Genomic DNA, 25,715 nt, shown 5'->3' with positions numbered 1-25,715 from the left:
ACACTTCACGTATGACGCTCGACCGGCCGCTCTGCCCGCGCGGCAGGGGCGTCGCTGGCCCCTAGGTCGACACTGGGTAGGTTGTCAGCCGCATCGGGTGAGTGGGGTGAGGCATGCCGGAGGGTCCGGAGGCGGTGGTCGCGCGGCAGCTCCAGGAGCTGCAGGCCGACCGTGAGCGGTCCGCCGTGCTGAGCGGCTATGTCGCTGCGCTCATCGACGAGGCCGGCTGGGGTGTGGAGCAGATCGCGGGTCTGCTCGGGGCGTCGCGGCAGTCGGTGTCCAAGCGGCGTAAGCAGGGGCGGGAGCTGGCGGGGGAACAGCGGGCCGACGTGCAGGAGCTTCCGTTGCCGCAGGCCCCGGCCAAGGAGCAGCGCACCCGCTCGGGGCTGCGCATCCCTGACGCCGACGAGATCACCGCCCGGGAGTCGGCCTGGGTGAGGGCCGAGGTGGGCGGCGCCCCCACGGCTACCGAGCTGCCGGCCCGGCTCAAGGTGGTGGCGAGCCTGCTGCAGGAGGTCGAGGGGGTGGTTGACCGGTGCCGCAGCGAGCGCGCGCGTCTGGCCTGGATCCTGACCTGCTTCGATCCCAGGGCCGGTCAGGGCCTGCAGAAGGCGGGGCACTGGCAGCCGGACGAGTTCTTCGCAGCCCGAGCTGCGGCTCTGGCCCCCGCCGCCGAGCTGAAGCTCATGGGCGAGAGCGAATTGAGGACGCTGGCGAGGGCCCGCGCGGTTGAGGCGCCGGTTGACGTCGAGTCGGCTCGGGTTGAGTACTACCAGGTCACGGTGGAGTTGCTCACGGCGCAGGCGCGGCGGCGGGCGGCCACCGAGGTGAGGGATGCGCTCGTGCGACAGTACGTGAAGCGTGATGCGAACGGCCGCTGGAAGGGCGTGACCGAGGTGGCGGGGTGGATCGGGCGCAGCCAGTCGCAGGTCACGCAGATCTGCGACGCCGGCTGAGGCCAGCACCGCCGGCTGGAACTCACCAGGCCTGAACGCGGTGGGCCAGGCTGCGGGCGAGATGCGCCGCCACGGCCGGGTCGAGCCGGGCAGTGACCATCAACCCGATCTGTGCAGCGGTGAGGATCTCGGCTTCTGGCGCCGGATCGTCCCTGGTTCGGCCGGCAATACCCAGGAAGGCCGCGTGGACCCGGGCGCGGTAGTCACGGATCAACTGGGCGGCGTCCTCGTCGAGGTCGTTCAGGTCCATCGAGGTGTTCAGCAGCAGGCAGCCGCGCCGCGTGACGTGCTCGGGAGCGCGGGTGAAGTAGTCGGTCAGGCCCTCGAAGTAGGCGACCAGTTCGTCCCGCCCGGCGTCAGCTTCCTCCAGGGGGCGCAGACGTGGCGTGATGATGTGCTCGAGGTAGTTCTCGGCGGCGCGGGAGAAGAGGCCGCGTTTGCTGCCGTACGTCTCGTACAGGCTGGACTTGCTGAGGCCGGTGGCGGCCTGGAGCTGGGCCAGGGAGGTGGAGGCGTAGCCGCGTTCCCAGAACACGTCCCGGGCCGCCGTGACCGCGGTGAGGTCGTCGAACTCCTTGCTGCGCGCCATCTTCGTCTCCTCCGCGGCCGGTTGACTTTCCGGACCGGTCGGTCCAGAGTAGCGGATCGGACCGAGCGGTCCGGAATGTTTCCAGGCCGATCGAATGAGATCAGGCCGGTTCAGAGGAGAAATCGTGCTCATCGCCGCGACCGTCACCGGAGTTCTGGCGGTGCTCTTCCATGTGGCCGCGTTCGCGCTGGAGAGCGTGTTGTGGACCCGCCCGGCCGTGTTCGGGCGCTTCGGCGTGGCCGGTGCGGCCGAGGCCCAGACGATCCGGCCGATGGCCTACAACCAGGGCTTCTACAACCTGGCGCTGGCGATCGGCCTCGCCGTGGGGCTGGTGCTGATCCACGGCGAGGGCGATGCGCTGGTGGTGGGTAAGTCGCTGGTGGTGTTCGGTAGTGCCTGCATGGCCCTGGCGGGTGTGGTGCTGGCCACGACGGGCCGGCGCTACCTGCGTTCGGCGGTGCCGCAGTTCGTGCCGCCCGCTCTCACCCTCGTACTGGTTCTGGCGAGCTGACCGGCTCCTCCTCGCGCGCCGCGCGGCCGGCCGAGAGGCTGGAGCCGACGCTGGCGGCGACCACCAGGACGACCGCGGCCAGGCGCAGCGGCCCCGCGTGCTGGTGCAGCAGCAGCCAGCCGATCGCGGTGGCGGCGACGGGTTCCAGGCTGAGCAGGATGCCGAACACGTTGCGCGGAACCCGGCGCATCGCAGCCAGTTCCAGGGTGTAGGGGATCACCGAGGCCAGCAGCGCGGTGCCGAGGGCGATCAGCAGCAGGTGCGGGGCCTCGGTCACGGCGGTGGCGCCGGACAGGCCGAGCGGGGAGACGGCCAGGGTGGCCACGGCCAGAGCGATGGCCAGGCCGCCGGTGCCGGGCACGAGAATGCCGACTCGGGCGCCGGTCTGGATGTACAGGGCCCAGAACACCGCGGCGATCAGGGCGAAGCCGACGCCCAGCGGGTCGAGACCGGTTGTGCTGAGCAGGCTCTCGAGGCCGAGGACGGCCATGCCGAGCAGGGCCAGGCCGACCCAGACCAGGTCGCGGCCCGTGCGGGTGAGCAGGGCGGCGAGGGCCAGCGGGCCGAGGAACTCGATGGCGACGGCGGTGCCCAGCGGGATGCGCTCGATCGCGGCGTAGAAGAAGCCGTTCATCCCGGCCAGGGCCAGGCCCAGGGCGAAGGTGGCGCGCCACTGGTCCCACTTCCAGGCGCGGACCGCCGGGCGGGCGATGGCCAGCAGTACCAGGGCCGCTATGCCCAGTCGCAGCGTGGTGGTTCCCCAGGCGCCGAGGGTGGGGAACAACTGGGCTGCGAGGGCGGCGCCGAACTGCAGGGAAATGCAGGAGCCGAGAACGAGCAGGACGGCAGGGTTGGACGTGTTGGACGTGCGGGGCATGCGGCCAGCATCGTGGGCCAACCTTCATTTAGTCTAGTGAACGTTAGTCAACGGAAAGCATTAGATGAGCTGATGGGTCTGTTTCTGTGCTCAATCTGTCCCGTTTGCGAATCCTGCACGAACTGAACCGTTCTGGGACTCTCGCGGAAGTTGCCCGGGTGCTGAGCTACACCCCCTCGGCCATTTCCCAGCAGCTCACCCAGCTGGAGCGGGAGGTGGGGGTGCCGCTGCTGGTGAAGGTCGGGCGCCGGGTGCGGCTGACCGACGACGCGCTGAACCTGGTGCGGCACACCGAGGCGGTCCTGGCCCAGCTGGAGCTGGCCGAGGCCGAGCTGTCGGCCGCCCAGCCGGAGATCCGGGGGCTGCTGCGGGTGGCCTCGTTCCAGAGCGTGGTGCTCAGCCTGGCCCCGGTGGCGCTGAGCGTGCTGGCCCAGGCCCATCCGCGCCTGGAGGTGGCGATCACTCAGCGCGAGGTGTCCCCGGCCTACGACGGGCTGCTGGCCCACGACTTCGACCTGATCCTGGGGGAGGAGCATCCCGGTGTGCCCGAACCGGTGCGCGCCGGGGTGGACCTGTCGGTGCTGACTCACGATGCGATGCTGCTGGCCCTGCCGCGGCACGGGCCGCTCAGCGAGCGCCCGGCCTCGCTGTCGGACCTGGCCGAGCTGCCCTGGGCGCTGGACCCACCCAATTCCACGGCCCGGCGCTGGGCCGACATCGTCTGCCGTGAGGCCGGGTTCGAGCCGCGGGTGCGGTTCGAGAGCCCCGACCCCTCGCTGCACGTGCACCTGGTCCGGCAGGGGCACGCGGTCGCCTTCCTGCCCGGCCTGATGGGCGCGCTGCTGGAAGGCCTGCAGCTGGTGCAGCTTCCGGGCCGCCCGCACCGGCGGCTGTTCACCGCGGTGCGGGCCGGGAGCTCCAAACACCGTGCGGTGGAGGTTTTCCGGCAGGCCCTGGGTGAGGCGGCCGAGCAGAACCCGCCCCCGCCCGCCGTGGTGAGGCTCTAAGGCTGCTCGGCGAGCAGGGCGGCGGCGGTGTCCAGGTCGGTGATCAGGATGTTGACCCAGCCGCCGGTGAGGGCGGCGCGGATGGCGGCGTGCTTGTCGGTGCCCCCGGCCACGGCCAGACGGCGTTCGACGCTCAGCAACTGCTGCGGGGTGATGCCGACGACGCGCTGGTCGAAGGTGGAGGGCACGAGCCGGCCCTCGGCGTCGAAGTAGCGCAGGCAGACGTCGCCGACCGCGTTCAGCTCCCGCAGTTCGCGCTGGTCGGTCTCGGTGATCGCGTTGCCGCTGCTGCGCAGGAGCGGTGAGGGGGAGAGGGCGCCGATGCCGACCAGGAGCAGGGTCAGCTCGTCCCAGGCCCGCACGATCTGGGCGACCGAGGCGTCCTGGGTGAGGGCCTCGCGCAGTTGCGGGCTGCCGACCAGGCCCGGGGTGGGCATGAACAGCGGCTGGCCGCCGGTGACCTCGGCGAAGCGGGTGAGCAGGCGGGTGGCCCGCATCTGGGCGGTGGGGTCGCCGATGCCGCCCAGCACCTGGCTGACGTTGCGGGCGACGGCGGGCCGCTTGGGCCGCATCGCCTCGACGGTGGCCAGCAGGGAGGCGCTCCAGGCGGACAGGCCGATCTCGTCGCCGCCGTGCAGGGTGGCGTCGAGGTAGGCGGCGGCTGCCCCGGCCAGGACCGAGAGCAACCGGTCCTCGTCGCCGGCCGGGACCTCGGCGACCACCGCGTCGCGCAGGCCGTAGCGGGCCTTGAGCCGTTCCTCCACGTCGGCGTGGATGCCGGTGGGAACGGTGACGACGGTGTGCACGATGCCCAGCTGGGTGGCCTGTTTCAGCAGCCGGGACACCCGGGGCTGGGAGATGTGCAGGTCGGCCGCGATCTGCGGCTGGCGCACGCCCTGCTCGTGGTACAGCCGGGCCACCCGCACCAGCAGGCGCAGCTGTTCGGGCTCGAGGTCGCGGCTGCGCGCGGACGGGTCCGGAGGGGGTGTGCTGGTCACTGCTGCATACTAGGCCATTGGTGAATAGCTATTCCAACGGCCTCCCCTTCTAGAGTCCGGTCATGCGCCTTCTCGTGATCGGTGGCAGTGGGTACCTGGGCGGCGAACTGATGAAGCAGGCCGGGGTGGCCGAGGGTGAGGTCCACGGCACGTACCTCTCAGCCCGGCCGGCGGGCGAGGGACGGTGGCACCGGCTGGATGTGACCGACCGGGCCGAGGTCGCCGCCCTCCTGGACCGGCTGCGGCCTGACATGGTGGTCAACACCGCGTACAAGCAGTCCGACTGGGCCACCACCGCCGAAGGTGCCATGCACGTGGCGGCCGCAACGGCGTCCATCGGTGGTCGGCTCGTGCAGGTCTCCAGCGACGCGCTCTTCTCCGGGAAGGCGGTCGTCTACGACGAGAGTGCGCGACCTGACCCGGTGCACGCCTACGGCGCCGCGAAGGCGGCGGCCGAGGTGGCCGTGGCCGGCCTGCTGCCGGGCGCGGTGATCGCCCGCACCTCGCTGATCGTGGGCAACGGTGACTCGCCCACCGAGAAGCTCGTGCACGCGCTGGCGAGCGGGGCCACGTCGGGGGTGCTCTTCGCCGACGACGTAAGGTGCGCGGTGCACGTCGCTGACCTGGCGGGCGCACTGCTGGAACTGGCCCGCGCGAACGGGCCGGGCGGTGTGTGCCACCTGGCCGGTGCCGACGCCGTGAGCCGGCACGAGCTGGGCCTGCTGATCGCCCGTCGCGACGGGCTGGACGAGACCGCGCTGCCGGTGGGCAGTCGCGCCGCCTCGGGAGTGGCCGGGCCGCTGGACGTGCGGCTCGACAGCACCCGCACCCAGGCCCGTCTGGCGACGCGGCTGCGCGGCGCGCGGGAGTTCCTGGCCCGGGGTTGAGACGCCCCATCTCTACCCTTACGTCACTGGTGACCCACCTGCCGCCTGCCGCTCAGGAGTTCCGCCAGCCTCACGCAACTGGAGAGTTGGCCGACGAAGACCATTGTGGCGTAAAACTTTTCGTTCCGGACACCGGCAGCTCATTGGTACGGTCGTCGTCCCCGACGTCCTAGGAGTGACCCGCAGGTGTCCAGTAGCCAAGACGTGCACACCGATGTGTGTGTGATCGGCGCGGGTCCGGCCGGGCTCACCGTCGCCCGGGAATGCATCGGTGCCCCCTTCGAGGTGCTGGTGCTGGAGAGCGGTCGGTACGAACCCGACGAGGCGGCCCAGGACCTGGCCGGCAGCCAGATGGAGTCGCCCTACTACCAGCCGCACGCCATGGCCGGCGCCCGCCGCCGCCAGTTCGGTGGTACGGCCAACGACTGGGTGCACGTCACCTGGCCCGGGCAGAGCCGGGTCTACGCGCGCACGCTGACCGGCGAACCGGTCGACTTCGAGGCCAAGGCGTGGCAGCCCGACAGCGGCTGGGCGGTGGGCGGCCAGGAGCTCGCGCCCTACTACGACCGGGCCCACCACACCTGGGCCGGCAGCGTCATGAACGACGACCCGGCCGCCTGGTCCACCCCCTCGACCCCGGTGCTGCCGGTGGGCCGGCTGCAGACCCGCATGGCCCAGTACGCCCCGGCCGACACCTTCACCCTCCTGGCCCGCGACCAGCTGACCGCCGCCCCCAACGTGCGCGTGATGGTCGGCAGCACGGTGATCGCCCTCGACGGCGGGCGCGACGACGACCGCATCCACCGGGCCGTGGTCGTGCGGGCCGACGGCAGCACCTTCTCCGTGTACGCCGAGATCTTCGTCCTGGCCGGCGGCGGGGTCGAGAACAGCCAGGTGCTCCTGTCGTCGCTGCCGTTCCGCCCGGGCGGTCCGGGCAACCGCCACGACAACGTGGGCTGCTGGGTCACCGACCACCCGGAACTGCGGCTCGGGGCCATCGAGCCGTCCTCGCCGGACGTGCTGGAGCGGGTCGGGCTGTACGACCTGCACTACGTGGGCGGCCAGATGGTCAACGGCGTGCTCTCGTTCGACCAGGAGTTCAAGCGCCAGGAGGAACTGCTGAACATGGGCGCGGTGTTCGTGCCGCGCCGGCCCGGTTTCAACTCCACCGCCGAGCGGGCCCTGCGATCGCTCAAGCCCCTGCTGCACGGCCGGCTCGTCTCCCAGCCCTGGGAGAAGGCCCGCACGCTGCTGTCCCGTCCCGGCGAGACCGCCGCGGTGCTGCGCACCTTCGACCGCTCCGGCCCCTCCGACTGGTACCGCTCGCCGGACGCCTACCAGTGGTTCCGCGGGGGCTGGTCGCGCCCGGAGGTGGACCGCTCGCAGTTCTCCCTGCTGCAGGTGCACGTGGCCACCGAGCAGTCGCCGCTGCGCGAGAACCGGCTGACCCTGGCCGCCCAGCGCGACGCCCTGGGCCGTCGCCGGCTGCACCTGAAGATGAACTGGACCCAGAGCGACCAGCGCAACCTGCTGCGCAGCATGGCCTACTTCGGGGTGGCGGTGGAGAAGGCCGGGCTGGGCCGGTTCGAGCCGTGGATGCGGTTCGACGGCCCGCTGCGCCCGCACTTCGGGGGGATGCACCACCCGATGGGCGGCACCCGCATGCACCCCGACCCGAAGCTCGGGGTGGTGGACCCGGACAGCCGGGTGCACGGGCTGCGCAACCTCTACGTGGCCGGCAGTTCGGTGTTCCCGACCAGCCTCGGCTACGTGAACCCGACCCTGACCATCGTGGCCCTGAGCACCCGCCTGGCCGACCACCTGCGCACCCGGCTCTCGGCCGCGTTGCCGGGCACACAGATGCCGGTGTCACCGTCGACCCGGGAAAATGTCATGGGTGGCTGGTGACTTCACCGCACTGCCGATCCGGCCGGGTCGGCGGTGGGATGGAGTCATGTCCACCACACCAGTCATCGAGGTTCAGCAACTCAACCTGAAGTACGGCGACTTCCACGCCGTCAAGGACCTGTCCTTCGAGGTGCGCAGCGGTGAGCTGTACGCCCTGCTGGGGACGAACGGGGCCGGCAAGACCTCCACCCTGGAGACGGTGGAGGGGCACCGCCGGCCCACCTCGGGCACCGTGCGGGTGTTCGGCCAGGACCCCCGCGACCGCCGGGCGGTGCGGCCCCGGATGGGCATCATGCTGCAGGAGAGCGGCTTCTCGCCCGACCTCACGGTGCGCGAGTCGGTGCAGGTGATCGGCACGCTGACCCGCCGCGAGGACGACCCGGCCCGGGTGATCGACGCGGTCGGCCTGACCCGCAAGGCCGGGACCCGGGTCTCGCAGCTGTCCGGCGGCGAGAAGCGGCGCCTGGACTTCGCCACCGCCGTCTACGGCACCCCGGAGCTGGTCTTCCTCGACGAGCCCACCACCGGCCTGGACATCCAGTCCCGTGACGACCTGTGGGAGTCGGTCGACCGGTTGCGCGAGGCGGGTTCCACCGTGGTGCTGACCACCCACTACCTGGAAGAGGCGCAGCAGCGTGCCGACCGGATCGGCCTGATGCACGGCGGCACCTTCTACCGCGAGGGCACGGTCGCCGAGCTGACCCGCACCCTGCCCGCAGTGATCAGCTTCGGCCTGCTCGCGCCGCTGTCCGGCCTGCCGGTGAGCGCGACCCGCACCCACGAGGGCCGCTACCGGGTGGAGACCCAGGAGCTGCAGAAGGACCTGCACCTGCTGCTGGGCTGGGCGTTCGACAACGGCGTGGAGCTGGTCGACCTCGAGGCCGGGCCGACCCGCCTGGACGACGTCTTCCGCGCCATCGGTCACAGCACCCCCGGCACGACCGCCGCCTGAAACCCCTTCACCTCCGAGAGGATCCCCCCATGCTGTCGATCGCTCGCGCCGAGCTGATCCAGATCTTCCGCAACCGTCTGGTCCTGGTGACCAGCCTGATCATGCCGGCCGCGGTGAGCGCGCTGTTCATCCGCCAGCACGAGACCTGGGCCGAGATGGCCAGCCTGGGCTACATCGCCGCCCTGGTCACCTTCACCGTGGGCGCGTTCGGGCTCTACACCACGATCGTCACCACGCTGGCCTCGCGCCGGCAGAACCTCTTCCTGAAGCGGCTGCGCTCCACCGCTGAGAGCGACACCGGCATCATCGCCGGGCTGGTGGCCCCGGTGGCGCTGCTGTCGCTGATCCAGGTGGCCGTGATCCTGGTGGTGCTCGGCGCGGTGACCGGTGCCCCCGGCAACGTGCCGCTGCTGGCCCTGACCGTGCTGTCGATGATCGCCATGCTGATCGCCCTGGCCCTGGCCACCGCCGGGCTGACCAACTCGCCCGAGCACGCCCAGGTGACCACCCTCCCGGTCAGCCTCGGGGTGATCGGCGTGGCCAGCTGGGTGGGCATCAGCGGGATGGAGGAGCTGGCCGCCGTGAAGCGGCTGCTGCCCGGTGGTTCCGCCACCGAACTGCTGGTGCAGGCCTGGAACGGCGGTATCGGCCTGGGCGAGTCGGTGGCCCTGATGGTGCCGACCCTGGCCTGGGTGGGGCTGTCGGTGGCCCTGGCCACCCGGATGTTCCGCTGGGAACCGCGCCGCTGAGCGCTCTGACGCCAACAGCCCCCGGAGATGCTCCGGGGGCTGTTGGCGTGATGCGTGTCAGCGCAGGTTGATCCGGTCACTGAGCGGAAGGGACCGCGACGAGTCGCCGACCTGTACCCGGTAGGTGCCCGAGGGCGTCCGCCATTGGTCCTTCTTGCTGTCCCAGACCGACAACGGACGATCGGCGGACTTCTCGTGAATCGTCACCGAGACCGTCTGGGCGGCTCCCGGTTTCAGGGAGACCTGGTCGAAGGCGACCAGGCGCTTGCCCGGTTCCCCGGCCGCGGCGGGCAGGGTGAGGTAGACCTGCGGGGTCTCGGTCCCGGCCCGCTCGCCCGAGTTGCGGACCCGGAAGGTGACCTTGACCGAGTCGCCCCTCACGGACGTCCTCAGGTCCGAGTACGTGAACGTGGTGTACGAAAGACCGTGCCCGAACTCGAAGATCGGGTCGATGTTCTTGCTGTCGTACCACTTGTAGCCCACGGCCAGGCCCTCGCTGTACTCGACCTGACGGATGCCGTCGCGGACCACGCCCGGGTACTGCTCCGGCGTGCGGGTGGGCAGGTCGGTCTCGGACTTCGGGAACGTCATCGGCAGCTTGCCGGTGAAGTTCACGTCGCCCCACAGCAGCGCGGCCAGGGCGTTGCCCTGCTGCTCGCCCGGGTACCAGGCCTGCACCACGGCCCTGACCTGCTTGAGCCAGGGCATCGTGACCGCGCTGCCGGTCTCCAGCACCGCGACGGTGTTCGGGTTCGCCGCGGCGACCGCACTGATCAGGGCATCACCGTTCTGCTGCAGCGAGAGGTTCGGGATGTCGGCGAACTCGCCCATCCCGAGCCAGCCGAAAACGAGGACGACGTCCGCCTCCTTGGCCAGTCGGGTCGCCTCGGCGACGTCGTCACCGTTGGAGTAGGTGACGGTGCTGCCGTTCTTCTGCGCCCTGGCGGTGATGCCGTCCAGGGGGGAGATCGGGGTGCAGGTGACCGCCGGGGTGGTGCGGAAGAGCATGGAACAGGTGCTCTTGGCGCTGATGCCGTTGGCGTTGGGCTCGTTCGAGGCCGTCGGGCCGATCACCGCGATGGTCTGCTTCCGGCCCTTGAGAGGCAGGGCCTTGCGGTCGTTCTTCAGCAGCACCGACCCCTGTTCGACCACCTCACGGGCGATCGCCTTGTTGGCCGGGGTGGAGACGTTCGCGGCCGCCTCGGCCGGCAACGGGTTGTCGAACAGCCCGGCCCGGATGTAGCTGCGCACCACCCGGAAAGCGGCCTCGTCGATCTCCTTGCGGGTGGTGCTGCCGTCGGCCAGGGCAGCCTTGATCCGGTCGGGGGTGTACCAGATCGGCCGGTTCAGTTCCTGGTCCAGCCCGGCGTTCAGGGACGGGCCGGTGGAGTGCACGGAGCCGAAGTCGGACATCACGTACCCCTTCCAGCCGGTCTCCTTCTTCAGGTCGTCGAGGATCTCGTTCTCGCACGCATACACGCCGTTGACCTGGTTGTACGAACACATCACGGAGGCCGGGCCGGCCTTCAGCGCGACCTCGAAGGGCAGCTGGTAGACCTGCCGGAAGGTGCGTTCGTCGATGTTCGAGGAACTGGTCTGGCGGTCGAGTTCCTGCTCGTTGGCCACGTAGTGCTTCAGGGTGGCGCCGACCTTGCCGTCCTGCTGAATGCCTTTCACCCCGGCGGCGGCGAGAGTGCCGGTGAGCAGCGAGTCTTCACCGAGGTATTCGGGGGTGCGACCGGACAGCGGGGTACGGCCGCTGGCCAGGCCGGGGGCCAGCAGCACGTTGCGGCGCTTGCCGTAGGCCTCCTGGGCCTGGGCCCGGCCCTTCTGCTGGGCCAGTCGCGGGTTCCAGGTGGCGGCCTGGGCCAGTGGAGTGGGAAAGGCCGTGACTCCGCCGGGGTTACGCACGGAGTCGGGGCCGTCGGAGTAGACCACGGTCGGGGTGCAGGGCACCTGGACCGGGTAGGTGGCGCCGTTGAACGTGGTCTGCGCCGGGTTGTTGGCGGCCTGTTCGTCGAGCCAGCGCAGGGTCTGCTCGAGGGTGCTGGCCTTCAGCAGCAGCCGGGCCCGTTCGTCCGCCGACTTGCCCGTGTCCATCCAGGCACATTCTTCGGCAGCGCTTTTCGTCGGAGCAGCCTGGGCGGGTGTGGTGACGGCCAGAACGGGGGCGGCCACCAGAGCCGCGAGCACCGGCACCAGCCGTGGGGGGAAGGTACGCATGGAGATCCTCTCCTGTCCGGCCCGTCGACCGGGCCGGGTAGATCGTTCAATTCCGCGGCGGCCGGCCGATAGGACGGAAGGCGCCGGAACTAGGCGGAAATTGATCTGCCGGTCGGAGGTCTGCCGTTCGGCGCGCTGGGACCCGGGGAATTGTTGACTTGCCGGGCCCGGCTACCTAGCGTCTTGAACGTTTCACTCAGGGCAGAGGGGGACTCGCGCGTGCGGCTGGCCGAACCTCCGGTGGACGAGGTCGACGGGACGTTGTTCATCACCGACGGGTCCCCGGTGTGGGCCGGGCACTACCTGCACGAGCGCCGGCACCCCGATCACACCCACAGTTTCGTGGAGATCGCGATCACCCTGGCCGGAGCGGGCGTGCACCGTTCGCCCGCCGGGCCGCGCAGCCTGCAGGTGGGTGACGTGGTGCTGCTGCGGCCGGGAGCCTGGCACGGCTACGCGGACTGCTCGGACCTGGTGCTCTACAACTGCTGCTTCTCCGTCGACCTGCTGCGCCAGGAGCTGGCCTGGAGCCGGGACGACCCGCTGCTGGGGTACCTGCTGTGGACCGGGCCCTACGCGGAGGACCGGCGGGGCATCATGAGCACCCGGCTGGGCGAGGAGGACCTGGCCCAGTGCCTGCCCCACCTCGACGCCCTGAGCCGGCTGCGCGACCGCCCCTCGGGCCGGCACCGCGCGGAGATCATCGGGCGGCTGATCCTGGTGCTGGGCATCCTGGCCCGGGCCGTGGAGCACCCGGAGCCGGGCCGGGTGGCGCATCCGGCGGTGGCCCGGGCCCTGAGCCTGCTGGAGGGCGACCCGGCGCACCACTGGACGCTGACCGAGCTGGCCGGTGAGCTGCACGTGGCCCCGGCGCACCTGGTGCGGCTGTTCAAGGCCACCACCGGGCTGCCGCCGATGGCCTACCTCTCGCAGCACCGCCTGGAGAGCGCGGCCACGCTGCTGGTGCGCACCCGCGAGCCGATCACCGCGATCGCCCGCTCGGTGGGCTGGCCGGACCAGAACCAGTTCGCCCGCCGGTTCCGCGCGCACTACGGCTTCTCGGCCTCGCAGTACCGTTCGCGGTTCGCGCAGTCGCTCAGGCCATGACGGCGGTGAAGGTCCAACTGAGGACGTCCGTGGTGGCGTTGCGTACGACGCTGCGCAGCCTGACCAGGTGCGGTTGCCGGTCGAGGACCTCGATCCGGGAGGTCAGGGTGTCGTTCTCGTGCACCGGGGCCAGATGGTCGCAGCCGGTCCAGCCGGCCACCGTGACGATCGCCGGCAGGGCCCGGCAGACCTGGTGGAAGGCCAGGCCGATGGTGTGCCCGCCGTAGACCAGCCGCTGGCCTCCGGCGGCGGCCGCGTCGTGGTGCACGGCGGCGACATTGCCGGTCAGCCGGGCCAGTTCGGGGGCGGACGAGACCACGTCGCCGCCGGAGACCGACCAGGTCTGGCCGACCTCGAGGTCGCCGTGGTGAGGGCCCGGCACTCGGCGGTGGTAGGTGGGCAGGTCCCAGTCGGGCACCCGGAGCGGCCTTTCCACGCCGACCGCGTCGAGGTCGTCACGGTGCCCGGTGCCGGCGGAGCGCGAGGGCAGCATGGCGCAGCGCCAGAAGTCGAGCACCACCCGCTCGTGCTGGTCGGTGGTGACGATGTGCAGGGCGGCCACGCCGGTGGGGGCGCGGCCGGGCTTGGGGGTGTTCTCGCGCAGGGCGTCGACGGTGGTGACGGTGCGCAGGGTGTCGCCCAGGCGGGGATGGCGGTGGAAGCTCAGGCCCCGGTAGAAGAGGTTGGCCTTGACGTGCTGGGTGACCACGGTGGACTGGCCGATCGCGGTGTCCCAGACCAGTGCCGGGGAGGCCAGGCCGGGGGCACCGGTGACCTCCTGGGCGAGCGTGTCGTCGAGGGTCAGGCGCAGCCGGTTGCCCAGCACGGCCTGGTGGGCGGCGGCCCGGCCGCTGGTCAGGGTGATGGCGGGGGCCTGGTCGAAGACCTGACCTACGTGCAGTTCGTCGAAGTAGGGCCCGCGCACCTCGCTCACGTGCGGGCCCGCCGGACCAGGGCCTCGGCGTGGCGCAGCACCGGGGCGTCGATCATGCGGCCCTCGAAGGTGAAGACCCCCTGGTTGCCGGCCGCCAGGACTCGCCGGGCCCAGTCGAGTTCGGCCGCCGGGGGGCGGTAGCCCTCGCGTACGACCGGCACCTGGCTGGGGTGGATGCAGGCGGTGGCGTCGAAGCCGCTGGCCGCCGCATCGTCCACCTCCGAGCGCAGCCCTGCCTGGTCTTTGATGTCGAGGTGGACCGCGTCGAGCCGGAACCGCCCGTGGGCCCCCGCGGCCAGCAGCACGGCCGAGCGCGCGGCCAGGGCCACGTCGCGGTAGCGCCCGTCGGGCCGGCGGCTGGAGGTGCCGCCCAGTCCGGCGATCAGGTCTTCGGCGCCCCACATCAGCCCGGCCGTGTTGGCGGCGGCCGCGATGCCGGCCACCTCGAGCACCCCGCGCGGGGTCTCGACCAGGGCGATCACCTGCAGCGGGGCCAGGTCCGAGATCTGTTGCGCGGACTCGGTCTTGGCCAGCATGACGGTGGTGTAGGCGGTCTGCCGCAATGCTTCCAGGTCGGCGTGGTGGTCGGGGGTGCCGCTGGGGTTGAGCCGGATCACGGTGGTGGCCGGGGGGAGGGGGTGCTCGATCAGTGCCCTTCGGGCGGCCGGGCGGGCCTCGGGGGCGAGGGCGTCCTCCAGGTCGAGGATGACCACGTCGGCCGCGGCGGCCGCCTTGGCGTAGCGATCAGGGCGGTCGGCGGGGCAGAAGAGCCAGGCCGGGCCGAAGCTCATGACTGCCCCCCGCCCAGTCTGACCAGCGCGGCCCGGGTGGCCCGGGCGACCACCTCGTCGTCCTGGTTGCGTCCGACGTGCTCCAGGGTGACGATGCCCTCGCCCGGCCGGGACACGGACTCGCGTTTGTGGTGCACCACGGTGGAGCCGTAGAGCGTGTTGCCGACGAAGACCGGCCGGGGGAAACTGATCTCGCTGAAGCCCAGGTTGGCCACCAGGGTGCCCTCGGTGAGCTGGGCCACCGACAGCCCGACCAGGGTGCTGAGCGTGAACATCGAGTTGACCAGGCGCTGGTGGTAGGGCTCCTGACCGGCCGCGAAGGCCGCGTCCAGGTGCAGCGACTGGGTGTTCATGGTCAGGGTGGTGAACAGGACGTTGTCGGCCTCGGTGACGGTGCGCCCGGGGCGGTGCAGGTAGCGGGCCCCCACCTCGAACTCCTCGAAGTACAGTCCGCGCTGCTGGATCTCACGTGCCACGCTGCATCCTCAGGGCCTGCCGGCGCGCGCGGCGCCAGTCGCGAAGTGGGGCGGGTTCTTCCGGCCGGGCCCTCAGGGCCACGACCACGGCGGCGATCTCGGCCTCGGTGGCCGGGCCGTGCACCTCCAGGCCGCTCACACCGGCCTCACACCGTGGTGCTTCTCCGTCCGCCGGCGCACCTTTCCGGCGAGCAGGCCGAACCGGCGGGCTAATTCCGAGCGCAGCGCCCCCGGCTCGACCACCGCGTCGATGACGAGCTCCGAGGCCAGGTGCAGCAGGTTCACGTCCTGCTCGTACTCCGCCTTGCGCTCGGCCACGAACGCGGCCCGCTCGTCCGCGTCGGCGATCTCGTCGATCCGGTTGGCATAGACCGCCCGCACCGCCGGATCCGGGCCCATCACCGCGATCCGGGCGGTGGGCAGGGCCAGGCAGGCGTCCGGCTCGAAACCCGGGCCGTTCATCGCGTACAGGCCGGCGCCGTAGGCCTTGCGCACGATCACCGAGATCTGCGGCACGGTGGCCTCGGAGACGGCGGTGATCATCTTGGCCCCGTGCCGGATGATGCCCTGCCGCTCCACCTCCTTGCCGATCATGAAGCCGGGCACGTCGGCCAGGTACAGCAGCGAGATATTGTACGCGTCGCACAGCTCCACGAAACGGGCCGCCTTGTCGGCCGAGTCGATGAACAGCACGCCCCCGCGCACCGCCGAGTTGCTGGCCACCACCCCCACCGGCATACCCTCGATCCGGCCCAGCCCGGTGACCAGCTCCCCGGCGAAGGCCGGTTTGATCTCGAAGAACGTTTCAGCGTCGAGGATCCCGTCGATCAGCCGGTGGATGTCGAAGGGCACCTGCTCGGCGGCCGGCACGGTGGTCTCGTCGATCACGGACGCCGGGGGCACCGGATCGCTCTCGGGTGCCGGTTCGCGCCAGCAGGTGGGCAGGAAACTGAAGAACCAGCGGGCCTGCTCGATCGCGTCGGCGTCGTCGGTGGCCAGAAGGTCGCCGCAGCCGGAGATCTCGGTGTGCACGCGGGCCCCGCCCATCTCCTCCAGTGTGACCTTCTCGCCCACCGTCACCTCGGCCATCCGGGGGGAGCCGAGGTACATGCTGGCGTTGCCGTCGACCATGATCACGATGTCGCAGAACGCCGGGATGTAGGCGCCCCCGGCCGCGGAGGGCCCGAACAGGCAGCAGATCTGCGGGACCTTGCCGGACAGCTTCACCTGGTTGTGGAAGATCTTGCCGGCCCCGCGGCGGCCCGGGAACAGCGCCACCTGGTCGGTGATCCGGGCCCCGGCCGAGTCGATCAGCCAGAAGATCGGCAGCTCCTCAATCAGGGCGCGTTCGGTGATGCGGATGATCTTCTCCACCGTGCGGGCGCCCCACGAGCCGGCTTTCACCCCGCTGTCGTTGGCGACCACCAGGGCGGGGCGGCCCTCCACCAGGCAGACGCCGGTGACCACCCCGTCGGCGGGAAGGCTTGCGGCCAGGGCATTGGCGAGCTGGCCGTCCTCGACGAAGGTGTCCGGGTCGGCCAGGAGGGCGATGCGCTCGCGCACGTAGAGCTTGCCGGTCCTGGCCAGCTTGGCCGCGGCGGCCGGGGTGGGGGAGAGGGTGGCTGCGGTCGCGTCGGCCAGGGTGGGGGTCGCCGGGGCAGTGCGGTTGCCGGTGGTGGGGCTCGAACCGGTGCCAGGATCAGAGTCCGTGCCGCGACCGGGACCGGGACCGGTGCCAGGGCCAGTGCTAGGGCTGGCGCCAGGGCCAGGGCCAGGGCCAGGGCCAGGGCCAGGGCCAGCGCCGGTGATAGGGCCGGGGCTGGTGTCAGGGCCAGTGATAGGGCCAGGGTTGATGCCAGGGCCAGTGATAGGGCCAGGGCCAGTGACAGGGCCAGCGTCCGAGCCGGTGCCACGACCAGGGTCCGTGCCGGTGCCAGGGGCGGTGCTCTGGGCGGGCCCGGGGCCCCGGCCGGTGTCGACGCCGGTCATTCGACGTCCAGTCCCAGACCGCGGCTGATCACCAGGCGCTGGACCTCGGAGGTGCCCTCGCCGATCTCGAGGATCTTGGCGTCGCGGTAGAAGCGGGCGACCGGGTACTCCTCCATGAAGCCGTAGCCGCCGAACACCTGGGTGGCTGCCCGGGTGGCGTCGACCGCGGCCTCGCTGCTGAACAGTTTCGCCATCGCCGCAGCCTGTTTCACCACCTTGGCGGGGGCTCCCTCGTCCTTCAGGGCGGCGGCGCGGTAGGTGAGCAGCCGGGCCGCCTCGATCGCGGTGGCCAGGTCGGCCAAGGAGAACGCGACGGCCTGGCGGCTGCCGATCGGCCGGCCGAAGGTCTGGCGCTCACCGGCGTAGCGCAGCGAAAGCTCCAGGCAGGCCCGGGCCAGGCCCAGGGCCAGCGCCGAGATGGCGATCCGCCCGTCGTCGAGAATGGCCAGGAACTGGTGGAACCCGCGGCCCTGCACGCCCAGCAGGTTCCCGGCCGGCACCCGCACGTCGTCGAGGGTGAGCGGATGGGTGTCCGAGATCCGCCAGCCCAGCTTGTCGTACGCCGGCCCGGCGGTGAAACCGGCTGTGCCGCTGGGCACCAGGAAGGTCGAGATCGAGCCGTCCTCGTGCCGCGCGGTGACCGAGACCACCGAGGTCACCGGCGTGCCGGAGTTGGTGATGAACTGCTTGGCGCCGTTGAGCACCCAGTCCTCACCCTCGCGCCGCGCCCGGGTGCGGGTGCCGCCGGCGTCGGAACCGGCGCCCGGCTCGGTCAGGCCGAAGGCGGCCAGGGTGCGCCCGGCCACCAGGTCGGGCAACCAGCGTTCCTTCTGGGCGTCGTCGCCGAAGGTCAGGATCGGGTTGATGCCCAGGCCGACACCCGCCGAAAGAGTGATCCCCACAGACTGATCGACGCGGCCGAGTTCCTCGATGGCCACGCACAGGCTGGTGAAGTCACCCCCGGCGCCGCCGAACTTCTCCGGCACGACCAGCCCGAAGAGCCCCAGATCGCCCATCTTCGCGACCAGCTCCACCGGGAAGTGGTGCTCCCGGTCCCAGCCGGCCACGTGCGGGGCGACCTCCCGCTCGGCGAACGCCCGCACACTGTCCCGGAAGTTCTCGTGTTCGGCCGAAAGCTCGAAACGGCCGCCGCGTCGTGCAGATCCCCATTGGTCCACGGACCCCACGGTACCCAGACCACGTTGCCGCGGGCTACATTGTGCGTGATCCGCCTCACCCGGTGGATCGACGCACCATCCGCGGGTTCCGTCGGCGGCCACCCCTCGTCGCGGCACCCACCACCTGACCTGGTGTTGGATGCAGGAGGAATGCAATGGAGCAGTCCGAGCAACACAGGCACCACGAGCGAACCACCGAGCCGCTGCAACTGCTGGCCCCCGGCGGTGATCTGGCGGCGCCCGAGCAGTGGCCCGCCGATCTGGCCCGGCATCTCGAGGTCGGCGCCGACAGCGCCGAACTCGTGCGTGACCTGTACCGATGGATGCGCCTGACCCGCCGTCTCGACTCCGAGGCGTTCGCCCTGCAGCGGCACGGCGAACTCGGCCTCTGGGCGCCCAGCCTGGGCCAGGAGGCCGCGCAGGTGGGCTCGGTGGCCGCGCTACGGCCCACCGACCAGATCTTCCCCAGCTACCGCGAGCACGCCGCGGCCCTGTTCCGCGGGGTCACGCCGGCCCAGATGCTCGAGCAGTGGCGCGGGGTCTCGGGCTGCGGCTGGGACCCGGCCGAGCTGCACCTGAGCGCCTACTCGGTGGTGCTGGGCGCGCACCTGCCGCACGCCACCGGCTACGCCATGGGGGTGCAGCGCGACGGTAGCGACGAGGTGGTCACCGCCTACTTCGGCGACGGCGCCTCCAGCCAGGGCGATGCGAACGAGGCATTCAACTGGGCCGCGGCCTGCTCGGCGCCGGTGCTCTTCTTCTGCCAGAACAACCAGTACGCGATCTCCACCCCGACCCGGCTGCAGATGCGCACGTCGGTGCACCAGCGGGCGCGGGGCTTCGGCCTGGACTCGTACCTGGTCGACGGCAACGACGTGCTGGCGGTGCACGCGGTCATGAAACTGGCCGTCGAGCAGATCCGTTCGGGGGCGGGACCGGCGCTGATCGAGGCGGTGACCTACCGGATGGGGGCGCACACCAGCTCCGACGACCCGACCCGCTACCGCGACCAGGCCGAGGCCGACGCCTGGCGCTCGCGTGACCCGCTCACCCGGGTGGAGAAGCTGCTGCAGGCGCGGGGCTGGGCCCCGCCCGAGTGGCTCGGCGCGCTGGAGGAGGAGTGCGAGGAGCTGGGCGTGCAGCTGCGGCGGGCCTGCCAGGAGTTCGGGCCGGTGGAACTGGGCGGGCTCTTCGACCACGTGCTGGCCGGGCGCACGGCGGCGCTGAGTGCTCAGAAGGCCGAGTACGCCGACTTCGTGGCGAGTTTCGAGGGGGTGGCGTGATGACCCGGCTGAGTCTTTCGGCGGCGCTGAACTCGGGGCTGCGGCAGGTGCTCGAGCAGGACCCGAAGGCCGTGGTGATGGGTGAGGACGTCGGTCCGCTGGGTGGGGTCTTCCGGGTCACCGACGGTCTGAGCAAGGACTTCGGGTCCGATCGGGTGATCGACACCCCGCTGGCCGAGTCCTCGATCGTGGGCACCGCGATCGGGCTGGCGATGCGCGGGTACCACCCGGTGTGCGAGATCCAGTTCGACGGCTTCGTCTACCCGGCGTTCAACCAGATCGTCTCCCAGCTGGCCAAGATGCGGGCCCGCACCGGCGGGCGGGTGCCGATGCCAGTGGTGATCCGCATCCCCTGCGGCGGTGGGATCGGCGCGGTCGAGCACCACAGCGAGTCCAACGAGGCCTACTTCGCCCACACCGCCGGCCTGCGGGTGGTGATCTGCTCCGACCCCCAGAGCGGGCACTACATGCTGCGCCAGGCCCTGGCCTGCGGTGATCCGGTGATCTTCTACGAGCCCAAGCGCCGCTACTGGGAGAAGGGCGAGGTCTCCACCGACCTGTCGCTGGCCCCGGCCTTCGACAAGGCCGTGGTGGCCCGGGCCGGCTCCGACGCCACCATGGTCTGTTACGGCGGGATGGTGGCCACTTGCCTGGAGGCGGCCCGGATCGCCGAGGAGGAGGGCCGCTCGCTGGAGGTGGTGGACCTGCGCTCGCTGTCGCCGCTGGACCTGGACACGGTGTGTGCCTCGGTGGCCCGTACCGGCCGCTGCCTGGTGGTGCACGAGGCGCCCGGGTTCGCCGGGCTGGGGGCCGAGGTGGTCAGCGGGGTCACCGAGCGCTGCTTCTACCAGCTGGAGGCGCCGGTGCTGCGGGTGACCGGTTTCGACCTGCCGTACCCACCGGCCAAGTTCGAGGAGCAGTACCTGCCGGACACCGACCGGGTGCTGGCCGCCGTCGACAAGTTGCTGGAGTTCTGATGACCGTGGTCACCGGCCGGCAGTTCCGGCTTCCCGACGTCGGTGAGGGCCTGACCGAGGCGGAGATCGTGACCTGGCGGGTCGCCCCCGGCGACCGGGTGGCGGTGAACGACCCGCTGGTGGAGATCGAGACGGCGAAGTCGCTGGTCGAGCTGCCCTCACCGTACGCCGGGGTGGTCGCCGAGCTGCTGGTGCCGGCCGGGCAGCTGGTACCGGTGGGCACCCCGATCATCGCCATCACCGATGATGGGGAGATGGCCAAGCCCGGTATCGGCAAGCCCGACGAGGAGAAACCGCCGTCCACGCTGGTCGGTTACGGCCCCGGCCACAGCCGGGGGCGCGCCCGCAGGCGTCCACCGGCCACCCAGCCCGCCACCCCCGAACCGCCGGCCGAGAAACCCGCGTCGGCACAATCCCCCAACCCCTCCGGGTCCGGGAGGTACCCCCAGTCCGCAAACAACAGCAACGGCACCGGGCGGCCGCTGGCCAAGCCGCCGGTACGCAAACTCGCCAAGGATCTCGGCGTGGACCTGGCCTCGCTGAGGGGCAGCGGCCCGCACGGCGACGTCACCCGCGACGATGTGCGGCAGGCGGCCACGGCCGTTCCCGAAAGGCCGCAGACCGTGGCCGCAGTGAGCGACGACGAGCACATCCCGGTGCGGGGTGTTCGTGCCGCCACCGCGGCGGCGATGACGGCCAGTGCCTTCACCGCCCCGCACGTCACCGTTTTCCACACCGTGGACGTGACCCGGTCGGTGAAACTGGTCGAGAAGTTGCGGGCCGACAAAGCGTTCGACGGCTCCCGGGTCACCATCATGCTGCTGGCGGCCCGGGCCCTGTGCCTGGCCGCCCGCGAGTTCCCCGATCTGAACGCCACCTTCGACCAGGACGCGAACGAGATCGTGCTGCACCACCGGGTGAACCTCGGGGTGGCCACGGCCTCCGAGCGCGGCCTGCTGGTGCCCTCGGTGGAGGGCGCCGGCAGCCTGAGCCTGCCGGCGCTGGCCCGTGAGGTCACCCGGACCACCGAGCTGGCCCGTTCCGGGAAGGCCAGCCCGGCCCAGCTTTCCGGCAGCACGATCACCCTGACCAACATCGGGGTGTTCGGGGTGGACTCGGGTACGCCGATCCTGAACCCGGGGCAGAGCGCGATCCTGTGCCTGGGCTCGGTGCGGCGGGCACCGGCCGAGCACCAGGGCCGGATCGCGCTGCGCTGGATGACCCAGCTGGCGATGTCTTTCGACCACCGGATCATCGACGGCCAGCAGGGGGCCCGGGCCCTGGCCCGGATCGGGGCGATCCTGGCCGACCCGCGACGGGAGCTGCTACTGGCCTGACCTCAGCCCGACTTCAGCTTGGCTTCAGACCGACTTGCCGGTGGCGAGGTCGACCCCGAGCCCGAGGTCGGCCACGTCCACCGGAAGACGGCTGGTCAGGCTGCGGTTGGCGGCGATGCCCACGGCCACCGCCCGCACCCCGTCGAGGTGGCCGGCCGCCCGGCCGAGGGGGTCGTCGCCGATCCGCAGGTCGCGGCGGAAGACGTCTTTGAGCAGGATGGCGTCCCCGCCGCCGTGCCCGCCGATGCCGTCGGGGATCGGGTACTCCTCGGCGCGCGCCCAGTGGGTCTGGACCAGCAGACGGTCCCGCTGGGGGCGCAGGTCGTCGCTGGCGTCGTCCGGGGTGGCGGAGGGGTCGAGCACGGCCCGGCCCTGCTCGTCCAGGTCGATGTGGCTGCGCTCGACCACGTCGAGCTCGGCGCGGCCGCGGGTGCCGTTGACCGTGACCCGGTAGCCCTCCCAGGGGGAGTGGGCGTTCAGCGAGTAGGTCAGGCTGGCCCCGCCGGCGTACTCGACCAGCAGGGACATGTTGTCCTCGATGCTCACGCCGGGGGCGAACGGGTCCACGTCACGCCGGTAGCCGTCGTGGTGCTCGGCGTCGAGGTAAAGCGCCTTCAGCCGGGGGTCTTCGCGCAGGTCGAGCGAGAACGGGTCGTTGCCGGCGCCGGTGCCGCGGTCCGGGCGCTCGCCGAGACCGCGCTGCTGGGCGGCCTGGTCGCCGTAGAACCGCAGCCCGCCGGTGGCGTACACGCGCTGCGGCACGTCGCCCAGCCACCAGTTGACCAGGTCGAAGTGGTGGCTGGACTTGTGCACGAGAAGCCCGCCGGAGTTGGCCTTGTCGCGGTGCCAGCGGCGGAAGTAGTCGGCGCCGTGCAGGGTGTCGAGCACCCACTCGAAGTGGATGCTGGTGACCGTCCCGATCCGGCCGGAGGCGATCACCTCCCGCAGGCTCGAGTTCCGGGGCGCGTAGCGGTAGTTGAACGTCATCACCACGTCGCGGCCGGTCTCGGCGACCGCGTCGGTGATCAGCCGGCAGCCCTCGGCGGTGGTGGTCAGCGGCTTCTCCACCACCGCGTCGGCCCCGGCCCGCAGGGCCCGGTCGACCAGGCCCGCGTGGTGCACGTCGGGGCTGGTGACGATCACCGTCTCGACGGCCTGTTCCTGGATCATCCGCTCCAGGTCGCCGGGGGTGTAGGCGGGAAGCCCGGGCCCGGCCTGCTGGTCGTAGTAGCCGATCCGGGCGGGGTTCGGGTCGCACCAGGCCACGATCCGGCCCACGTCGGCGTGCTCGCCGGTCAGTGCGCCGATGTACATGCCGGCCCGGTGGCCGGTGCCCACCACCGCGTAGCGGCGGCGAGGGCGGTCGGCCGGGACCGCTTCGAACTGGGGGACGACCTGTGCTGAGGGGGTTTTCGGGGGGCCAGCGGGCGGGGCGGTCGGGTTCTGGTCGATCGGGCTGCTCATTGCGGAGGGCTCCCTAGCGGCGGGCGTAGGCTTTCTTGGGCAGGTGGTAGGCCAGGTCGAGGGCCGTCTCGGTGGCTTCTTCCTCGCTGAGGCGGTGTTCCAGCACCAGCGAGGCCAGGTAGCCGGCGTCGATGCGCCGGGACAGGTCGTGGCGGGCGGGGATGGAGGCGTAGGCCCGGGTGTCGTCGACGAAGCCGGAGGTGTTGTAGAAACCGGCGGTCTCGGTGGCGGCCTCACGGAAGCGGCGCATGGCGTGTGGGCTGTCGAGGAACCACCAGGGGGCGCCCAGCCGCACGGCGGAGTAGACCCCGGCCAGCGGCGCGAGCTCCCGGCTGTAGGTGGTCTCGTCGACGGTGAACAGGATCAGCCGGAACGCCGGGTCCATGCCGAACTGCTCCAGCAGGGGCCGCAGCGAGCGGGTGAACTCGGTGCGCACCGGGATGTCCCAGCCCCGGTCGGGCCCCAGGGCGGCGGCCGCGCCGGGGTGGTGGTCGCGCAGGACCCCCGGGTGCAGTTGCATGACCAGGCCGTCCTCGGCCGACATCTGGGCCATCACGAAGAGCATGTGCCCGGTGAACGCTTCGGCCGCCTCGGCGCTCAGTTCGCCGTCGAGGGCGTTTCGGTAGATGGAGGACGCCTGTTGCGGGCTGAGGGGGGTGGTGTCGGTGGCGAGGTGGCCGTGGTCGGTGGCCAGGGCCCCGGCCTCGACGAAGGCGTTGCGGCGCTGGCGGAGTGCGGCCAGGTAGCCGGTGTAGTCACCGGTGTCGATGCCGGCCGCCCGGCCGAGCAGCGCGACGTCGGAGGCCCAGCCCGGGCGGGCGGGGTGGGTGACGGCGTCGGGCCGGAAGGTGGGGATGACGCGCTCGCCGAAGCCGTCGGCGGCGAGCTTGGCGTGGTGCTCCAGCTGGGAGGCGGCCGGGTCGGTGGTGGCCAGCAGTTCGATGCCGAAGCGTTCGAGCAGGGCCCGGGGCCGGAACCCCGGATCGGCCAGGACGGCGGAGATCTGGTCGAACAGGGCGTCGGCGCTCTCGGCGGAGGGGGCCGTGCTCACCCCGAAGACCTCGACCAGCTCGTGCTCCAGCCAGTAGCGCGAGGGGGTGCCCCGGAACAGGTGCCAGTGGTTGCAGAAGGTGCGCCAGATCTCCCGCGCGGTGGCCGGGTTCTCGCCCACGCCGAGCTGGTGGGTGGGCACGCCCTGGGAGTAGAGCATGCGGGTGACGTAGTGGTCGGGGGTGACCAGGAGAGCGGCCGGGTCGCCGAACGGTGCGTCGTCGGCCAGGGCCTGTGCCTCGACGTGGCCGTGCATGCTCACGATGGGCAGCGCGGCGGTGTGGGAGTAGATGCGCCGGGCCAGTGCACGGGCGGCCGGTTCGGAGGGCAGGGCACGGTCGGGATGCAGCGTCAGCGCGGTCGGCATGTGCAAACCTTTGCATCTGAATCTGCTGTGTCAAGGCCCGGTTCCCATTTCGACCCGGCCTTGCAAACGATTGCAGGCGGGGGCAGGATGGAGGCCCGAAGGCCAGGGAGGGTGAACCGTGTCGGTGACGCTTCGCGACGTGGCGCAGGCGGCGGGCGTGTCCGCGTCGACCGTCTCGCGGGCGCTGACGGTGCCGGAGAAGGTGGACCAGCGCACCCGGGAACGCATCGTGGCCCTGGCCGCGCAGCTGGGCTACCGGCCCAACCGGGCCGCCCGGGGGCTGATCACCGGCCGCACCGGCAACCTGGGCCTGCTGGTGCCCGACCTGGCCAACCCGTTCTTCCCCGGCCTGGTCAAGGCGATCCAGGCCCGGGCGCTGGAGTCGGACTACCAGCTGTTCGTGATCGACTCCGACGAGAACGCCGCGGCCGAGCCGGAGCTGGTGCGGCAGCTGGCCAAGCAGGTCGACGGCCTGCTGCTGTGCTCACCGCGGATGCGCCCGGCCGCGCTGCACGAGGCGGTCGAGGCCACCCCCACGGTGCTGGTCAACCGGGCGCTGCCGCGGGCCTCGTCGGTCACCTTCGAGAACGCCGAGGGCGCGGCCGAGCTGATCGACCACCTGGCCGGCCTCGGCCACCGCGACATCGGCTTCCTGGGTGGGCCGAGCGGCAGCTGGTCGGGGGCGCAGCGGCTGCGCGGCGTGCGCCAGGCCTGTGCCCGGGCCGGGGTCGTGCTGCACGAACTGGGGCAGGTGTCGCCCACGTTCGAGGGCGGCGCGGGCGCGGCCGGGCTGGTGCTGTCGGCGCCGGTCAGCGCGGTGGTGGCCTACAACGACCTGGTCGCGATCGGCCTGTGCCAGGCGCTGGCCGAGCAGTCGGTGGCGGTGCCCGCCCGGCTGAGCGTGGCCGGTTTCGACGACATCCCGATGGCCGGCATGATCCGGCCCTCGCTGACCACGGTGGCCATGCCGCTGGCCCGGGCCGGTGCCGAGGCGGTGGATCTGCTGCTGCAGCAGCTGGCCGAGGCCGAACCCCGGGCCCGGCCAGGGCGGGGGGGGGCGGGGCGGGGGGGGGGGGGGGGGCGGGCCGGGGGGGGTTTCCGGCGC

General features: G+C 71.7%; 24 protein-coding genes. 12 read left to right on the top strand and 12 right to left on the bottom strand.

Going from position 1 to position 25,715, the window contains the following annotated elements:
• The first annotated feature begins 113 nt into the window (after positions 1 to 113).
• Positions 114 to 956, top strand: a complete 843-nt coding sequence (locus LWF15_RS29785; protein ID WP_232814297.1) for a hypothetical protein — start codon at positions 114 to 116, stop codon at positions 954 to 956.
• Between the two features lie 22 nt (positions 957 to 978).
• Here the strand turns inward: LWF15_RS29785 and LWF15_RS29780 are convergent, their stop codons facing one another.
• On the bottom strand, positions 979 to 1,545 hold the full coding sequence (locus LWF15_RS29780; RefSeq protein ID WP_232814296.1) for a TetR/AcrR family transcriptional regulator: 567 nt from the start codon (positions 1,543 to 1,545) through the stop codon (positions 979 to 981).
• 124 nt (positions 1,546 to 1,669) lie between these two features.
• Between LWF15_RS29780 and LWF15_RS29775 the strand changes: the two genes are divergently transcribed.
• Positions 1,670 to 2,056 carry a DUF1304 domain-containing protein gene (locus LWF15_RS29775; protein WP_232814295.1) on the top strand — a complete coding sequence of 129 codons (387 nt, stop codon included), beginning with the start codon at positions 1,670 to 1,672 and terminating at the stop codon, positions 2,054 to 2,056.
• Here LWF15_RS29775 and LWF15_RS29770 read toward each other — a convergent pair.
• The gene (locus tag LWF15_RS29770; RefSeq protein ID WP_232814294.1) at positions 2,028 to 2,933 is read right to left on the bottom strand and encodes an EamA family transporter; all 906 of its coding nucleotides are present in this window, start codon (positions 2,931 to 2,933) and stop codon (positions 2,028 to 2,030) included. The two genes, LWF15_RS29775 and LWF15_RS29770, sit on opposite strands and share 29 nt — an antisense overlap.
• An 86-nt stretch (positions 2,934 to 3,019) precedes the next feature.
• Here LWF15_RS29770 and LWF15_RS29765 point away from each other — a divergent pair, with 86 nt between their 5' ends.
• Positions 3,020 to 3,940, top strand: a complete 921-nt coding sequence (locus tag LWF15_RS29765; protein ID WP_232814293.1) for a LysR family transcriptional regulator — start codon at positions 3,020 to 3,022, stop codon at positions 3,938 to 3,940.
• Here LWF15_RS29765 and LWF15_RS29760 read toward each other — a convergent pair.
• The gene (locus LWF15_RS29760) at positions 3,937 to 4,938 is read right to left on the bottom strand and encodes a sugar-binding transcriptional regulator (protein WP_232814292.1); all 1,002 of its coding nucleotides are present in this window, start codon (positions 4,936 to 4,938) and stop codon (positions 3,937 to 3,939) included. The two genes, LWF15_RS29765 and LWF15_RS29760, sit on opposite strands and share 4 nt — an antisense overlap.
• Before the next feature lie 62 nt (positions 4,939 to 5,000).
• Here LWF15_RS29760 and LWF15_RS29755 point away from each other — a divergent pair, with 62 nt between their 5' ends.
• From LWF15_RS29755 to LWF15_RS29740, 4 genes are all read left to right on the top strand, one after another.
• On the top strand, positions 5,001 to 5,825 hold the full coding sequence (locus LWF15_RS29755) for an SDR family oxidoreductase (protein ID WP_232814291.1): 825 nt from the start codon (positions 5,001 to 5,003) through the stop codon (positions 5,823 to 5,825).
• A 186-nt stretch (positions 5,826 to 6,011) separates the two neighbouring features.
• On the top strand, positions 6,012 to 7,733 hold the full coding sequence (locus tag LWF15_RS37920; protein WP_232814290.1) for a GMC oxidoreductase: 1,722 nt from the start codon (positions 6,012 to 6,014) through the stop codon (positions 7,731 to 7,733).
• Positions 7,734 to 7,779: 46 nt separating this feature from the next.
• Positions 7,780 to 8,685 (top strand): ABC transporter ATP-binding protein, encoded by a 906-nt coding sequence (locus LWF15_RS29745; protein WP_232814289.1) that lies wholly within the window; start codon positions 7,780 to 7,782, stop codon positions 8,683 to 8,685.
• A 29-nt stretch (positions 8,686 to 8,714) separates the two neighbouring features.
• A complete protein-coding gene (locus tag LWF15_RS29740; RefSeq protein ID WP_232814288.1) occupies positions 8,715 to 9,434 on the top strand; it encodes an ABC transporter permease in 720 nt (239 codons plus the stop codon).
• 57 nt (positions 9,435 to 9,491) lie between these two features.
• Here LWF15_RS29740 and LWF15_RS29735 read toward each other — a convergent pair whose 3' ends face one another.
• Positions 9,492 to 11,657: a beta-glucosidase family protein gene (locus tag LWF15_RS29735; protein WP_232814287.1), complete on the bottom strand. Its 2,166-nt coding sequence runs from the start codon at positions 11,655 to 11,657 to the stop codon at positions 9,492 to 9,494.
• Positions 11,658 to 11,876: 219 nt separating this feature from the next.
• Between LWF15_RS29735 and LWF15_RS29730 the strand changes: the two genes are divergently transcribed.
• Positions 11,877 to 12,764 carry an AraC family transcriptional regulator gene (locus tag LWF15_RS29730; protein WP_232814286.1) on the top strand — a complete coding sequence of 296 codons (888 nt, stop codon included), beginning with the start codon at positions 11,877 to 11,879 and terminating at the stop codon, positions 12,762 to 12,764.
• Here the strand turns inward: LWF15_RS29730 and LWF15_RS29725 are convergent.
• From LWF15_RS29725 to LWF15_RS29700, 6 genes are all read right to left on the bottom strand, one after another.
• Entirely contained in the window at positions 12,754 to 13,698 is a 945-nt protein-coding gene (locus LWF15_RS29725; RefSeq protein ID WP_232814285.1) for a MaoC family dehydratase, read from the bottom strand. The genes LWF15_RS29730 and LWF15_RS29725 overlap by 11 nt on opposite strands.
• Complete coding sequence (locus LWF15_RS29720; protein WP_232814284.1) at positions 13,695 to 14,489, bottom strand: HpcH/HpaI aldolase/citrate lyase family protein; 795 nt, start codon at positions 14,487 to 14,489, stop codon at positions 13,695 to 13,697. Before LWF15_RS29720 ends, LWF15_RS29725 begins: the two co-directional genes overlap by 4 nt.
• Positions 14,486 to 14,965 (bottom strand): MaoC family dehydratase, encoded by a 480-nt coding sequence (locus tag LWF15_RS29715; RefSeq protein WP_232814283.1) that lies wholly within the window; start codon positions 14,963 to 14,965, stop codon positions 14,486 to 14,488. Before LWF15_RS29715 ends, LWF15_RS29720 begins: the two co-directional genes overlap by 4 nt.
• Positions 14,955 to 15,104, bottom strand: a complete 150-nt coding sequence (locus LWF15_RS29710; protein ID WP_232814282.1) for a hypothetical protein — start codon at positions 15,102 to 15,104, stop codon at positions 14,955 to 14,957. The genes LWF15_RS29715 and LWF15_RS29710 overlap by 11 nt, the downstream gene beginning before the upstream one ends.
• Positions 15,101 to 16,606: an acyl-CoA carboxylase subunit beta gene (locus LWF15_RS29705; RefSeq protein WP_408624308.1), complete on the bottom strand. Its 1,506-nt coding sequence runs from the start codon at positions 16,604 to 16,606 to the stop codon at positions 15,101 to 15,103. The genes LWF15_RS29710 and LWF15_RS29705 overlap by 4 nt, the downstream gene beginning before the upstream one ends.
• 344 nt (positions 16,607 to 16,950) lie before the next feature.
• Positions 16,951 to 18,132: an acyl-CoA dehydrogenase family protein gene (locus tag LWF15_RS29700; RefSeq protein ID WP_232814280.1), complete on the bottom strand. Its 1,182-nt coding sequence runs from the start codon at positions 18,130 to 18,132 to the stop codon at positions 16,951 to 16,953.
• Between the two features lie 155 nt (positions 18,133 to 18,287).
• On the opposite strand from LWF15_RS29700, the gene LWF15_RS29695 reads away from it, so the two are divergent.
• The 3 genes from LWF15_RS29695 to LWF15_RS29685 are packed head-to-tail and all read left to right on the top strand — an operon-like array spanning position 18,288 to position 21,729.
• Complete coding sequence (locus LWF15_RS29695; protein WP_232814279.1) at positions 18,288 to 19,415, top strand: thiamine pyrophosphate-dependent enzyme; 1,128 nt, start codon at positions 18,288 to 18,290, stop codon at positions 19,413 to 19,415.
• Positions 19,415 to 20,392, top strand: a complete 978-nt coding sequence (locus LWF15_RS29690; RefSeq protein ID WP_232814278.1) for an alpha-ketoacid dehydrogenase subunit beta — start codon at positions 19,415 to 19,417, stop codon at positions 20,390 to 20,392. Before LWF15_RS29695 ends, LWF15_RS29690 begins: the two co-directional genes overlap by 1 nt.
• Positions 20,392 to 21,729, top strand: coding sequence for a dihydrolipoamide acetyltransferase family protein (locus tag LWF15_RS29685; protein WP_232814277.1), 1,338 nt, complete (start codon positions 20,392 to 20,394; stop codon positions 21,727 to 21,729). Before LWF15_RS29690 ends, LWF15_RS29685 begins: the two co-directional genes overlap by 1 nt.
• A 24-nt stretch (positions 21,730 to 21,753) precedes the next feature.
• On the opposite strand, the gene LWF15_RS29680 is transcribed toward LWF15_RS29685, so the two are convergent.
• Positions 21,754 to 23,193, bottom strand: a complete 1,440-nt coding sequence (locus LWF15_RS29680) for a Gfo/Idh/MocA family protein (protein ID WP_232814276.1) — start codon at positions 23,191 to 23,193, stop codon at positions 21,754 to 21,756.
• A gap of 13 nt (positions 23,194 to 23,206) precedes the next feature.
• Complete coding sequence (gene uxaC / locus LWF15_RS29675; RefSeq protein WP_232814275.1) at positions 23,207 to 24,610, bottom strand: glucuronate isomerase; 1,404 nt, start codon at positions 24,608 to 24,610, stop codon at positions 23,207 to 23,209.
• A gap of 118 nt (positions 24,611 to 24,728) precedes the next feature.
• On the opposite strand from uxaC, the gene LWF15_RS29670 reads away from it, so the two are divergent.
• Positions 24,729 to 25,715 (top strand): LacI family DNA-binding transcriptional regulator (locus LWF15_RS29670; RefSeq protein ID WP_232814274.1); only part of this gene is annotated, 987 nt, incomplete at its 3' end.

This window comes from Kineosporia rhizophila (assembly GCF_021277265.1).
Classification (GTDB): domain Bacteria; phylum Actinomycetota; class Actinomycetes; order Actinomycetales; family Kineosporiaceae; genus Kineosporia; species Kineosporia rhizophila.
Note: the sequence above shows the minus strand (reverse complement) of the source record. Positions and strands in the feature narration are given on the sequence as shown.